This window comes from Rhizobium sp. L51/94, from assembly GCF_019355555.1.
In the GTDB taxonomy this organism is placed as follows: Bacteria; Pseudomonadota; Alphaproteobacteria; order Rhizobiales; family Rhizobiaceae; genus Rhizobium; species Rhizobium rhododendri.
Genome location: NZ_CP072141.1, coordinates 3,553,508 through 3,567,309 on the forward strand (window position 1 = coordinate 3,553,508; position 13,802 = coordinate 3,567,309).

General features: G+C 63.4%; 12 protein-coding genes. 11 read left to right on the top strand and 1 reads right to left on the bottom strand.

Features of this window, described 5'->3' with window-relative positions:
- The first annotated feature begins 117 nt into the window (after positions 1-117).
- The 10 genes from J5274_RS17280 to J5274_RS17325 all read left to right on the top strand — a co-directional run bounded on the left by J5274_RS17280 (position 118) and on the right by J5274_RS17325 (position 10,982).
- Positions 118-960, top strand: coding sequence for an ABC transporter ATP-binding protein (locus tag J5274_RS17280; protein ID WP_219274696.1), 843 nt, complete (start codon positions 118-120; stop codon positions 958-960).
- A gap of 122 nt (positions 961-1,082) precedes the next feature.
- On the top strand, positions 1,083-1,685 hold the full coding sequence (locus tag J5274_RS17285; RefSeq protein WP_161990969.1) for a VOC family protein: 603 nt from the start codon (positions 1,083-1,085) through the stop codon (positions 1,683-1,685).
- Between the two features lie 158 nt (positions 1,686-1,843).
- On the top strand, positions 1,844-4,162 hold the full coding sequence (locus tag J5274_RS17290) for a bifunctional salicylyl-CoA 5-hydroxylase/oxidoreductase (protein ID WP_142830770.1): 2,319 nt from the start codon (positions 1,844-1,846) through the stop codon (positions 4,160-4,162).
- A 9-nt stretch (positions 4,163-4,171) separates the two neighbouring features.
- Positions 4,172-4,960: an SDR family NAD(P)-dependent oxidoreductase gene (locus J5274_RS17295; protein ID WP_142830768.1), complete on the top strand. Its 789-nt coding sequence runs from the start codon at positions 4,172-4,174 to the stop codon at positions 4,958-4,960.
- Positions 4,957-5,808 carry an enoyl-CoA hydratase family protein gene (locus tag J5274_RS17300; protein WP_142830766.1) on the top strand — a complete coding sequence of 284 codons (852 nt, stop codon included), beginning with the start codon at positions 4,957-4,959 and terminating at the stop codon, positions 5,806-5,808. Before J5274_RS17295 ends, J5274_RS17300 begins: the two co-directional genes overlap by 4 nt.
- 3 nt (positions 5,809-5,811) lie before the next feature.
- Positions 5,812-6,993 carry an acyl-CoA dehydrogenase family protein gene (locus J5274_RS17305; RefSeq protein ID WP_142830764.1) on the top strand — a complete coding sequence of 394 codons (1,182 nt, stop codon included), beginning with the start codon at positions 5,812-5,814 and terminating at the stop codon, positions 6,991-6,993.
- 14 nt (positions 6,994-7,007) lie between these two features.
- Positions 7,008-8,195 carry an acyl-CoA dehydrogenase gene (locus tag J5274_RS17310; protein ID WP_111222448.1) on the top strand — a complete coding sequence of 396 codons (1,188 nt, stop codon included), beginning with the start codon at positions 7,008-7,010 and terminating at the stop codon, positions 8,193-8,195.
- 7 nt (positions 8,196-8,202) lie between these two features.
- Positions 8,203-8,634: a thioesterase family protein gene (locus tag J5274_RS17315; protein WP_142830763.1), complete on the top strand. Its 432-nt coding sequence runs from the start codon at positions 8,203-8,205 to the stop codon at positions 8,632-8,634.
- Positions 8,612-9,007, top strand: coding sequence for a RidA family protein (locus tag J5274_RS17320; protein WP_111222446.1), 396 nt, complete (start codon positions 8,612-8,614; stop codon positions 9,005-9,007). Before J5274_RS17315 ends, J5274_RS17320 begins: the two co-directional genes overlap by 23 nt.
- Before the next feature lie 10 nt (positions 9,008-9,017).
- A complete protein-coding gene (locus J5274_RS17325) occupies positions 9,018-10,982 on the top strand; it encodes a 3-hydroxyacyl-CoA dehydrogenase NAD-binding domain-containing protein (protein WP_219274697.1) in 1,965 nt (654 codons plus the stop codon).
- Positions 10,983-10,988: 6 nt separating this feature from the next.
- On the opposite strand, the gene J5274_RS17330 is transcribed toward J5274_RS17325, so the two are convergent.
- Positions 10,989-12,197, bottom strand: coding sequence for an adenylate/guanylate cyclase domain-containing protein (locus J5274_RS17330; protein ID WP_142830759.1), 1,209 nt, complete (start codon positions 12,195-12,197; stop codon positions 10,989-10,991).
- 214 nt (positions 12,198-12,411) lie between these two features.
- Between J5274_RS17330 and J5274_RS17335 the strand changes: the two genes are divergently transcribed.
- Positions 12,412-13,758 (top strand): LLM class flavin-dependent oxidoreductase, encoded by a 1,347-nt coding sequence (locus J5274_RS17335; protein ID WP_142830757.1) that lies wholly within the window; start codon positions 12,412-12,414, stop codon positions 13,756-13,758.
- Positions 13,759-13,802 lie beyond the last annotated feature (44 nt).

Genomic DNA, 13,802 nt, shown 5'->3' on the forward strand with positions numbered 1-13,802 from the left:
GCACAGAAATGACGGACGGAGCGAGGCATCCGCTCCAATTTCCGCACCGAAGTCCGGCCTCTGAAAGCCTCCTCTCCCCTTCTCATGCGATAGCCCTGCACGACGGGAGCCGCCGCCATGTCTGAGCCCCTACTCACGGCCACTGGCCTCGAGGTCACCTATGGCGGGCGGCGCACACTGGCCGGCCGTCATGTCGATGGCGTCAAAGTGCTGCACGGCGTCGATATCGCCGTCCATCGTGGCGAAACCATCGGCATCGTCGGCGAGAGCGGCTCCGGCAAAACGACGCTCGGGCGCGCTCTGCTGCGGCTGGTCGACACCTCGGCCGGCGAGATCTGCTTCGACGGGACGGATATCACACGTCTGCCGGATGCCAGGATGCGACCGTTGCGGCGCCGAATGCAGATGATCCTCCAGGATCCGATGGCCTCGCTCAATCCGCGCCACTCGATCCGTCGCATCCTCGTCGAGCCGCTGCTGCTGCACGGCGTCGCCAAGGATCGGCGTGAAGCCGAGCGCAAGGTCGCTGCGATCCTCGATCGGGTGACCCTGCCGCAGGCCTGCCTCGACCGCAATCCGCACGAACTCTCGGGCGGCCAGCGTCAGCGGATCGGCATTGCAAGGGCGGCGCTGCTGGAGCCGGATTTCGTGCTCGCCGACGAGATCGTCTCCGGCCTCGACGTCTCTACGCAGGCTCAGGTACTCAACCTGCTGAAAGAACTTTCGACGGATCTTGGCCTGTCGATGGCTTTCATCAGCCACGATCTCTCCGTCATCCGCGCCATCTGCGACCGCGTCTATGTGATGCGGCAGGGCCGCGTCGTCGAGGAAGGTCCCTGCGAGCGAGTCTTCTCCGCGCCCGCCTCCCAATATACGCGCCTGCTGCTCGACGCCATTCCACTGCCCGAGGTCGACCCGGACTGGCTCTGGCGCGTCAGCGAAAACGAGGACTCGGCCTGACCTGAGGCCGAGCAGTATGTGCTTGCCATAGCCATGAGATACGCACCGGGGCCGCGGGCCTTCGGGGCGGAGGAAGACTGTTGCCTTCCGGAACACGCCCGCCAAAACAGGGGAACGTAGAAATGAAGAAGCATATCACTGCCTTCGCATTCGCCATGACCACTGCCCTCGCCAGCGCCGGTGCTGCCTCCGCAGACGGCATACCCGGCATGCGCGGTCACGACCACACCGGCATCACCGTGCCCGACATGAAGCAGGCGCTCGACTTCTTCGTCGGCGTCGTCGGCTGCGAAAAAGCCATGTCCTTCGGCCCGATCTCCGACGACAAGGGCACGCTGATGACAGACCTCGTCGGCGTCGATGCCAAGGCCAAGATCGACCAGGTGACGCTGGTGCGCTGCGGCTACGGCTCCAACATCGAGATCTTCCAGTACGAAGCCCCTGACCAGCGCGACCTCAAGGCCCGCAACAGCGATATCGGCGCCTTCCACATCGCCCTCTATGTCGATGACGTCGGAGCCGCCAAAAAATATCTCGACGGCAAGGGCATCGCCACCCGCATGGGGCCTGTGCCGATGAACGACGGCCCGATTGCCGGGCAGACGATCATGTATTTCCAGGCCCCCTGGGGCCTGCAACTCGAAGCCATCAGCTATCCCAAGGGGATGGCCTACGAGAAGGAGTCGAAGGTAATCCTGTGGTCGCCCAAGGACCCCGCGAAATAGGGCTGCGACACTTTGGCTGCCTGGTTTCGCTGGAAATCGGGCAGCCGGCGGTCAATTCCCGCAATTGCGACTTGACGCCCAGACGCCGCGTTTATATTTTAAACTTCAAATAACTTGCGACGCGCAGCGACCTGCGGGATGACAGGGAAGGATTGGCGATGAAAATCGTTTGTATCGGCGGCGGCCCGGCCGGGCTTTATTTCGGGCTGCTGATGAAGAAGCTGCATCCCGGCCATTCCATCCGCATCGTCGAGCGCAACAAGCCCTATGACACCTTCGGCTGGGGCGTGGTGTTTTCCGACGCAACAATGGAATCCATGAAGGTCTGGGATCCGGAGAGTGCGGCCGAGATACAGGATGCCTTCAATCACTGGGACGATATCGAAGTCTGGTTCAAGGGCACGAAACAGCGCACCTCCGGCCACGGTTTCGTCGGCATCGGTCGCAAGAAGCTGCTCAATATCCTGCAGCGCCGTTGCGAGGCGCTCGGCGTGGAGCTGATCTTCGAAACCGACGCCACCTCTGACCTCGATTACCCCGATGCCGACCTCGTCATCGGCTCTGACGGGCTCAACTCCAAGATCCGCAACCATTATCCCGAGATCTTCCAGCCCGACATGATCACCCGGCCGAACCGTTACATCTGGCTCGGCACCAACAAGCTGTTCGATGCCTTCACCTTTGATTTCCGCAAGACGGATCACGGCTGGTTCCAGGCACACATCTACAAGTTCGACGAGCAGACCTCGACCTTCATCATCGAGACGACGGAAGAGGCCTACCGCGCACACGGTCTCGACACCATGGAGCAGCAGGCCTCGATCGACTTCTGCCAGGACCTGTTTGCAGAAGCGCTGGACGGCGCGCCGCTGATGACCAATGCCCGCCACATGCGCGGCAGCGCCTGGCTAAATTTCAACCGGCTGATCTGCGGCAAGTGGAGCCATTTCAACGGCAATTCGCACGTCGTTCTGATGGGCGATGCCGCCCACACGGCGCATTTCGCCATCGGCTCCGGCACAAAGCTTGCCATCGACGACGCCATCGAGCTCGCCCGCCAGTTCGAGATCCACGAGCACAGCGCCGACAAGATCCCGGCCGTTCTGCATGCCTACGAGGAGATCCGCCGGGTCGACGTCGCCCGCATCCAGAACGCCGCGCGCAATGCGATGGAATGGTTCGAAGTGGTCGGCACCCGCTATGCCGACGCGCTGGAGCCGGAACAGTTCATGTATTCGATGCTGACCCGCTCGCAGCGTATCAGCCACGAGAACCTGCGGCTGCGCGACAGGCACTGGCTGGAGGGCTATGAGCGCTGGTTTGCCGAGAAATCAGGCCTGACGGTTGGCAATGGCCGCTGCCTGCCGCCGATGTTCACGCCCTTCACCCTGCGCGGCGTCACCCTGCCGAACCGCCTCGTCGTCTCTCCGATGGCGATGTATTCTGCAAAGAACGGCTTGATCAATGACTTTCACATGGTTCATCTCGGCGCCCGCGCTCTGGGTGGCGCCGGGCTGATCTTTGCAGAAATGACCTGCGTCTCGCCGGATGCGCGCATCACGCCCGGCTGCCTCGGTCTCTGGAACGAGGAACAGGCCACCGGCTGGCGCCGAGTCGTCGATTTCATCCACGGCAATGGCGATGCCAAGGTCGGGATCCAGATCGGCCATGCCGGCCGCAAGGGTTCGACCAAGCTCGCCTGGGACGGCATCGACCAGCCGCTCACCGATGGCAACTGGCCGCTGATCTCGGCCTCTGCCATTCCCTACCTGAAGAACAGCCAGGTGCCGAAGGCGATGGACCGCGTCGACATGGACCGCGTCAAGGCCGACCACGTCCGCTCGGTGGAGCTTGCCGTCACCACCGGCGCCGATTGGCTGGAGCTGCACTGCGCCCACGGCTACCTGCTGTCGAGCTTCCTGTCGCCACTGACCAACCAGCGCACCGACGACTACGGCGGCAGCCACGAAAACCGCGCCCGCTACCCGCTGGAAATCTTTGCCGCCATCCGCGCCGTCTGGCCGGACGACAAGCCGATCTCCGTGCGCCTTTCCTGCAACGACTGGGCCGACGGCGGCAATACGCCTGAAGACGCAGCCATCTTTGCGCAGATGTTCAAGGATGCCGGCGCCGACCTGATCGATTGCTCCTCGGGACAGGTATCGAAGGAGGAAAAGCCGGTCTATGGCCGCCTGTTCCAGACGCCGTTTTCCGACAAGATCCGCAACGAGATCGGCATCCCGACGATCGCCGTCGGCGCCATCTCGGAGGCCGATCATGCCAATTCCATCATCTCGGCTGGTCGCGCCGATCTCTGCGCCATTGCCCGGCCGCATCTTGCCGATGCCGCCTGGTCATTGCATGAGGCCGCAAAAATCGGCATCACTTCCATTCCCTGGCCAAAACAGTACCAGTCGGCCAAATCGCAGTATGAAAACAATCTCGCCCGTGCGGTTCCCGCCGCGCCGGCCAAGTGAGAGCCTGACATGACCCATTCGGGCAGACTTGGCGGCCGCCACGCGCTCGTCACCGGAGCCGGAAGCGGCATCGGTGCGGCGATTGCCCGTGCTCTGTCCGCCGAGGGCGCCAACGTCACGCTGGCCGGGCGGCGGCTGGAGCCATTGCAGGCGCTGGCCTCCCAACTGGGCGTGGCGACCTTCGTTGCGGACGGCTTCGACGTCACCAGCGCAGACGCCATCGCCGCAGGCTTTGCAGCCGCGAAGGCTAAATTCGGTCCGATCGATATCCTGGTCAACAATGCCGGCGAGGCACCGAGCGCGCCTTTCGAAAAGACCAGCCTCGAGATGTGGTCGCGGGTCATCGCCGTCGATCTCACCGGCGTCTTCCTGGTGACGCAGGCCGCGATGTCAGATTTGCGCGCCCACGGGCAAGGTGCCCGCATCATCAACATCGCCTCCACGGCCGGCCTCACCGGCTATGGCTATATTTCTGCCTACACCGCCGCCAAGCACGGCGTGGTCGGGCTCACCCGGTCGCTGGCGGTCGAGCTCGCTCGGACCGGCATCACCGTCAACGCCGTCTGCCCCGGCTTCACGGATACGCCGATCCTCGAGCAGTCAATCGACAGGATCGTCGAGAAGACCGGCCGAACGCGCGAACAGGCGAAGGCGGAATTTACCAGATCCAATCCGCAGGGGCGGCTGGTGAGACCCGAGGAAGTGGCCGACACCGTGATATGGCTGGCCTTGCCCAGTAGTGCCTCTATCAACGGCCAGGCAATAGCCGTCGCCGGCGGGGAGGTTCTGACAGGATGAGCGAGCGCGACATGACGATGCGGGGCCATCTGCGCCCCTTCAGGGACTATCGGCCGAGGACCTTCCTCTGGGATGTCAGCGAAGACGGACGGGTGGCATTGCTGCGGCTGAACCGCCCGGAACGCAAGAACCCGCTGACATTCGACAGCTATGCCGAGCTGCGTGATCTCTTTCGCGACCTCGCCTATGCCTCCGACGTCAGAACCATCGTCATCACAGGTGCCGGCGGCAATTTCTCATCAGGCGGCGACGTGTTCGAGATCATCGAGCCGTTGACACGCATGGCCATGCCCGAGCTGCTGGCCTTCACACGCATGACCGGCGATCTCGTCAAGGCGATGCGCAAATGCCCGCAGCAGATCGTCGCCGCCGTCGATGGCATCTGCGCAGGTGCCGGCGCCATCCTCGCCATGGCCTCCGACCTGCGCGTGGCGACGCCGGAGGCCAAGACCGCCTTCCTGTTTTCCCGCGTTGGGCTTGCCGGCGCCGACATGGGTGCCTGCGGAATGCTGCCGCGCATCATCGGCCAGGGCCGTGCCGCCGAATTGCTCTATACCGGCCGCTACATGTCCTCGGCCGAAGGCCATGCCTGGGGCTTCTACAATGCCCTGCATGCAAGCGCGGATCTCGAAGCCGAGGCCACAAAGCTTGCCCGCTCGATCGCCGATGGCCCTTGGTTTGCGCATGGCATGACCAAGACCATGCTGAACCAAGAATGGGCGATGGGCATCGACGAAATGATCGATGCGGAAGCCCAGGCCCAGGCGATCTGCATGGCGACACAGGATTTCCGCCGCGCATTCGAGGCCTTCGCCGAAAAGCGCCGGCCGGAATTCAAGGGAGACTAGGCGATGCAGCCGGTAGCCACCCTGAAAGGACCGACCCGCGACCATCTCGACTGGCCGTTCTTCGACGCCCGTCATCGGCAGTTCGCCGAACGGCTCGATGCCTTCGCCGCATCGACACCGATGGCTGCCATCGATCACAGCGATGTCGACGGCGCCTGCCGCAAGCTGGTACGCGCACTTGGCGATGCCGGCCTGCTGGAAGCCGCCGTCGGTGCGCCCGACGACCCGACGCCGATCGATTCCCGCAGCGTCTGCCTCGCCCGCGAAACGCTCGCCTGGCACGATGGACTGGCCGATTTCGCCTTCGCCATGCAAGGCCTCGGCACCGGCGCTATCGGCCTGTCCGGCTCCGGGGAATTGCGGTCGGCCGTATTACCGAAAGTCCGCTCCGGCGAATGGCTTGCTGCCTTCGCTTTGTCGGAAAAGGATGCCGGCTCCGATGTCGCGGCCATGAGCTGTGCCGCCCGCCTGGAGGGCGACCACTACATTCTCGATGACGAGAAGACCTGGATTTCCAACGGTGGCATCGCCGATGTCTACACCGTTTTTGCCCGTACCGGCGAAGCACCGGGCACGCGCGGTATCTCTGCCTTCGTGGTCTTTGCGGACGACCCCGGCTTTTCCGTCACCGAACGTATCGAGGTGATCGCGCCCCATCCGCTGGCAACGATCCGCTTCGATGCCTGCCGCATCCCGGCATCGCGACGCTTGGGCTCACCCGGCGAGGGCTTCAAGATCGCCATGCGCACCCTCGATATCTTCCGTGCCTCGGTGGCAGCCGCCGCCCTCGGCTTTGCGCGCCGGGCCTTGGATGAAACGCTCGTTCATGTCCAGGAGCGCCCGATGTTCGGCGCCAGGCTTGCCGACCTCCAGTTGACGCAGGCAGCGCTCGGCGATATGGCGACCGGCATCGACGCAGCGGCTCTTCTCACCTACCGCGCCGCCTGGCGCCGCGACGTGCAGCAGCTGCCGACGACCCGCGAGGCGGCGATGGCCAAGATGACGGCAACGGAGACAGCGCAAGTCGTAATAGATCGCGCCGTCCAGCTGTTTGGCGGGCGCGGCGTGAAAACGGGCGAGATAACCGAGAAACTCTACCGCGAGATCCGCGCGCTGCGCATCTACGAAGGTGCGACCGAAGTGCAGAAGCTGATCGTCGCGCGCGAACTGCTGAAATCAAAGTGATGGGAGAGAAACCAATGGCGCATAGCCGCGAGATATTCGACTGGGCCGACCCTTTCCGTCTGCAGGACCAGCTGACCGACGACGAGCGCATGGTCCACGACACCGCACGTGCCTATGCGCAGGACAAGCTGGCGCCGCGTGTGCTGGAAGCATTTCGCCATGAAAAGACAGACCCGGCGATCTTCCGCGAAATGGGCGAACTCGGCCTGCTCGGCCCGACCATCGCACCCGAATATGGCGGCTCCGGCCTCGGCTATGTCGCCTACGGCCTGATCGCCCGCGAGGTCGAGCGCGTCGATAGCGGCTATCGCTCGATGATGTCGGTACAGTCCTCGCTGGTGATGGTGCCGATCGATGCTTTTGGCTCGGAAGCGCAGAAGCAGAAGTACTTGCCGAAGCTTGCCACCGGCGAGTGGATCGGCTGCTTCGGCCTGACGGAACCGAACCACGGCTCCGACCCCGGCTCGATGGCCACCCGCGCCAAGAAGGTCGACGGCGGCTACCAGCTGACCGGGTCGAAGATCTGGATTTCCAATTCGCCGATTGCCGACGTCTTCGTCGTCTGGGGCAAGACCGAGGACGGCGTCATCAGGGGCTTCATCCTCGAAAAGGGATGGAAGGGCCTGACGGCACCGGCCATTCACGGCAAGGTCGGCCTGCGCGCCTCGATCACCGGCGAAATCGTCATGGACAACGTCTTCGTGCCGGAAGAAAACCTGCTGCCCAACGTCACCGGCCTCAAGGGCCCGTTCACCTGCCTGAACTCGGCCCGCTATGGCATCGCCTGGGGCACGCTCGGGGCTGCCGAGGATTGCTACGCCAGGGCACGCCAATACGTCCTCGACCGGCATCAGTTCGGCCGGCCGCTCGCCGCCAACCAGCTGATCCAGAAGAAACTCGCGGACATGACGACCGAGATCGCACTTGGCCTGCAAGGTTGCCTGCGGCTCGGCCGGATGAAGGAGGAAGGCCACCCGCCGGTAGAGCTGACGTCGATCCTGAAGCGCAACTCCTGCGGCAAGGCGCTCGATATCGCCCGCAACGCACGTGATATGCTCGGCGGCAACGGCATTTCCGACGAGTTCGGCATCATCCGCCACATGGTCAACCTCGAAGTGGTCAACACCTATGAAGGCACCCACGATATCCATGCCCTGATCCTCGGCCGTGCCATCACCGGCATTGCCGCCTTCGCGAACTGAGGCTGTCGTGGCATTCAAGACGACAAGACCGTTGCGCTTCGGCGATTGCGATCCCTCCGGGATTGCATATTTCCCGTCCTACCTGAACATCCTTGTCGGTGTTCTCGAGGACTATTTCGCTACGCTCGGTTTTCCCTGGAAGACGATGATCGATGAGCGGCGGATCGGCGTGCCGACCGTCCGCCTGGACCTGACCTTCTCGTCTCCCGGCTTTCAGGGCGACGAACTGGAATTCGCCGTGATCGTCCGCCGCATTGGCCGCGCCTCCCTCGATCTCGAGCATCAGGTTTCGGCCAGGGGCAAGATCCTCTGGACCGCCACCCACCGCGTCGTTGCCACGCACCTCGACACACAGCAATCGCTTGCCTGGCCGGACGACATCAGGGCCGCGCTGGAACACCATCTGGAGAAGACCGATGCACACGATCCTGCAGCCTGAGGGCTGGGCCAAGCCGATCGGATACGCCAACGGTGTCGCCGCGACTGGTCGCACGGTATTCGTCGGCGGCCAGATCGGCTGGAATGCCGCTTGCGAGTTCGAAAGCGACGATTTCGTCGATCAGGTTCGCCAGACGCTTTCCAACATCGTCGCCATCCTCGCCGAAGGCGGTGCCGGGCCGCAGCACATCACGTCGATGACCTGGTATTTCACGGACAAGGCCGAATACCTCGCCAACCTCAAGGGCGTTGGCCAAGCCTATCGCGACGTCATCGGCCGGCATTTTCCGGCGATGGCTGCAGTGCAGGTCGTCGGCCTCGTCGAGGACCGCGCCAAGATAGAGATCCAGGCCACTGCCGTCGTTCCGGAATAGGAGAGCGGCGATGTCGGTAACGACCTTTTCGGAGAGCGTCTCGGGCGAGACGTCGGACGGCGTACTGGTTGTCACCCTCGACAATCCGCCCGTCAACGCGATGTCGAGCCACGTGCGCGCTGGCATCATGGCAGCGCTGGATCACGCAGCGGCGGCGGCGTCGATTGTCGGCATCGTCATCACCGGTGCCGGTCGCACGTTCGTCGGCGGCGCCGATATCAGGGAGTTCGGCAAGCCATCGATCGAGCCCCATCTGCCAGATCTCATCAACCGCATCGAAGCCTTTGAAAAGCCTGTCGTTGCAGCCGTCAATGGCGCGGCGCTGGGCGGCGGTTGCGAAATCGCTCTTGCCTGCCACGCCCGGATCGCTAACCCAAGCGCCAGTTTCGGACTGCCGGAAGTCAAACTCGGCCTTGTGCCCGGCGCCGGCGGTACCCAGCGTCTTCCAAGGCTCATCGGCACGGTTGCCGCTATTGACCTGATCGGAACCGGGCGGGCGGTCAAGGCTGCGGAAGCAGCATCGCTCGGTCTTGCCGATGCCACCGATGCCGACGAGCGGTCAGCGGCGATTGCCATGGTCCAAAGGCTTGCCGGAACTCCGCTACGGCGCACCGGTCAACTGGCCGTACCGCAACAGAATATCGCAGCGGTAGAGGCTGCAGCGGCGAAGGTCGTCGGAAAATCTCGCGGCCAGACAGCGCCCGTCGAAGCCGTGCGGCTTGTCAGGCTCGCCACCTACGCAACCCTTGCCGATGGCCTGTCGGACGAACGGACGACATTCCTTGGCTTGCGGGACTCCGAGCAATCGGCAGCCCTCCGCCATGTCTTCTTCGCCGAGCGCGCCGCCGGCAAGGTCGATGGGCTCGCAGGCATAGCGCCCCGCAGCATCGAGACCGTCGGGATCGTCGGCACCGGCCTCATGGGTTCCGGCATTGCGGTGGCGACGCTTGGCGCCGGCTTCCGGGTCGTCGCCGTAGAGCAGACCGAAGACGCCGCTGACAAAGGTCGCGAGCGCATCGCAGCCACGCTGCAAAAGGCGGTGCAGACCGGCCGTCTCGACACCGACGGCCTTGCCGATCAGCTCGGCCGCCTGACCGTCACCAGCGACATGACGGCCCTCGCCGATGCAGATCTGGTCATCGAGGCTGTGTTCGACGACATGGCGGTCAAGACGGCGCTGTTCCAGCGGCTCGACGGCATCGTCCGCGCAGATGCCATCCTTGCCACCAACACCAGTTATCTCGATCCCGACGCCATTGCCGCAGAAACGCTTCATCCCCGTCGAATCCTCGGCCTGCACTTCTTCTCCCCCGCCAATATCATGCGGCTGGTGGAAGTGGTGAATTGCGCGGAGACGGCACCGGATGCGCTGGCCAGTGCCCTGGCCTTTGCCAAGCGGCTCGGCAAGCTGCCGGTCGTCTGTGGCGTCACCGAAGGTTTCATCGGCAACAGCGTCTTTTCCGCCTACCGCCGGGAGGCCGAGTTCATGCTCGAGGATGGCGCGCTGCCCCACGAGATCGACGCAGCGCTCGAAGCTTACGGCTTCCCCATGGGGCTCTTTGCCGTCTACGACATGGCAGGCCTCGAAATCGCCTGGGCCCGCCGCAAGCGTCAGGCGGCAACGCGCAATGCGGATGAGCGCTACGTCCCCATTGCCGACCGGCTTTGCGAGGCTGGCCGATTTGGCCAGAAATCCGGACGCGGCTGGTATGCCTACCCGGACGGCACGCGGACTGTCGATCCCGAAGTGACAGCGTTGATCGAGCGGGTGCGGGCCGAAAAAGGCATCACCCCGCGCAGTTTTTCGTCGGACGAAATCGTCGCAAGGCTATTGCGGGCGATGGCCGACGAAGGCAAGGCCTTGCTCGAACGTGGTATTACCGCCCGCCCGGGCGACATCGATCTGGTGATGATCAACGGCTACGGCTTCCCGCCTCACAAGGGCGGTCCGATGTTTGCCGCCGGCAAGCGCTGAAGCCCCTCAGGCCGCGTGCATCAGCGTGAACAGTTCCTGCGCCCGCTTGACGCCCCGCAACGCGTAGCGGCCGACGGAGACGAGATCGTTGCGCTGCGAGACCTCTGCCGCTGCAACGAAGTTCGACGACATGAGCACATCGCGGTCGACGGAATGGCACATCGAGGCGATGCGGCTGACCTCGTTCACCGCCGGCCCGATGACGGTGAAATCAAGCCGGTCTTGGCTGCCGATATTTCCGTAGAACACCTCGCCGATATGCAGGCCGAGATAGATCTCCGTCACCGGCCTGCCCTCGACCTGCCGCTGGGCATTGAGATTGCGCAAACGCTCCCGCAGCAGCGATTCTGCCTTGAGGGCCGCCGCACAGGCATCGCGTTCGTCACGCGCCTTGAAGATCGCCAGCGTGCCGTCGCCGATCAGCTTCAGCACGTTGCCGCCTGCCTCGTGGATCGACGAAATGACGGCGTCGGCGTAGTCGTTGAGCATCGGGATGATCTCGTCGGGCTCCGCCGTATCCGAGATGCGCGTATAGTTGGCGAGATCTGAAAACCAAAGGGCCGCCGAGATGCGCTCCGTCTTGCCGCGCGTGATCTTGCCACCGAGCACATGCTGCGCCGCGTCTTCGCCGAGATAGACCTCGGCGATCGTACGGGCAATCCGGTCGAGCGCGGTGCACTTGATCGCCAGCGCGAGCGCAGGCACCAGCCGGCGCAGCGTGGCGATGTCGTCGTCCAGGAAACCATCCTTGTCGGCAGTGGCGAAATGCGCAAAGAAACAGTCCATGTCGCCGATTGTACCGGCATCCTCGAATGGGTGGGCAAAGGCGATGAAGTCCGTAACGCCCGCCTCCTTCAAGACATCCAGCGTGTAAAAATCGACAGGATCGCCAAAGCCTATTCGGCGGCGAACTTCCGATGTCATGGTTTCCTGCAGATAGTAAAACGCCGATTTCAGCCAGTTTTCCGCAGCGATACCCTGGTTGGTGGAGCCATATTCGAACACAGGCTCGATGACCTCGGTGCTGTCCCAGCGAAACACGCGACCTTCGTAGACCGGATGCAACGTGTCCATCAGCGCCATGCCGCGACTAAGTTGCAGCCCGCTTCGGCGACAGGCCTCGCAGAAGCCGCTCAAAAGATCGATTTCAGTCGCGCCCTTCAGACCTCGCTGCATCAGCCATGCGGTAATATCTGCGATGTCTTTCTCATGCATGGATTGGTGTCCCCGAGGCTTGAAAGCTTGGTCTATTCCCAATTGGCCGCACGGAAAAGGCGAACAAGCAAAAAAGATTGGTCACCTATGTATTTTCGACGCGCCACTTCTAGCTCCCGGCCGTTGATTGATACGAAGGCGTCCCCCATCTCAAGTCATGGTTTTGCTGCATCGCAGTCAAGCTGTGCCAAGAGGTTTTGAAAAGGATCCCCTGATGTCCGGCCAAAAGCAAATGAAGCTCGGCGCTTTCATGCGTCCTGTCAGCCTGCACACCGGCGCCTGGCGCTACCCCGGAGCCTATCCGGATGCCAATTTCAACTTCAGGCACATCAAGAGTTTTGCCCGGAAACTCGAAGCTGCCAAGTTCGACGCTTTCTTCATGGCCGATCATCTGGCCGTCCTCAACATGCCCATCGAGGCCCTGAAGCGCAGCCATACGGTGACCTCCTTCGAGCCGTTCACGCTGCTCTCGGCGCTGGCTGCGGTCACCGAGAAGATCGGCCTGGTCGCCACCGCCTCCACCACCTTCGAGCAGCCCTATCATATCGCCCGGCGCTTCGCCTCGCTCGACCACATCAGCGACGGACGCGCCGGCTGGAACATCGTCACCACGTCCAACCCCGATGCCGCCCTCAACTTCGGCCTCGAAGATCATGTCGAGCACGACGAGCGCTATCGCCGGGCGCGCGAATTCTATGACGTCGTCACCGGCCTCTGGGACAGCTTTGCCGACGACGCCTTCATCCGCGACACCGAAACCGGCATCTTTTTCGACCCGGACAAGATGCACGTGCTCGACCACAAGGGCGAAAGCCTGTCGGTGCGCGGCCCGCTCAACATTGCCCGTACACCGCAGGGCTGGCCGGTCATCGTCCAGGCCGGCCAGTCCGAGCCCGGCAAGCAGCTGGCAGCCGAGACCGCCGAGGTGGTGTTTGCAGCGCCCCGCGATCTCAAGACCGCAAAGTCGCTCTATGCCGATATCAAGGGCCGCATGCCTCGCGTCGGTCGCAACCCGGACCACCTTAAAATCCTGCCGGCGGCATTTGTCGTCGTCGGCGACAGCGTCGAGGAGGCGCGCGCCAAGCGGGCCCGCCTCGACAGCCTGGTGCATTACGACAGCGCCATCGCCTCGCTGTCGATCTCGCTCGGCCACGACGCCTCGAAGTTCGACCCCGACGCCCCTCTGCCGCAAATACCCGAAACCAACGCCAGCAAGAGCGGCCGCGAACAAGCGATCCGTATGGCCCAGCAGGAAAACCTGACCGTCCGCCAGCTTGCCCAGCGGCTGGGCGGCTACGGCGGACTGGCCTTCGTCGGCACGCCCGAGACCATTGCCGACGAAATGGAAACATGGCTGTCGGAAGAGGGCTCGGACGGCTTCAACGTGGTCTTCCCCTTCCTGCCGCAGGGCCTCGACGATGTCGCCGACCGCCTGGTGCCGGAGTTGCAGCGGCGCGGCCTTTTCCGCAAGGAATACGAAGGCACCACGCTGCGCGACCATCTCGGCCTGCCACGCCCGGAAAATCGTTTCTTTCCGGCTGTTTCGGAAGCCGCGGAGTGACAGAGTTGCGGAAATCGGCAAAAAGAGTGCGATCCCTCCGAGAG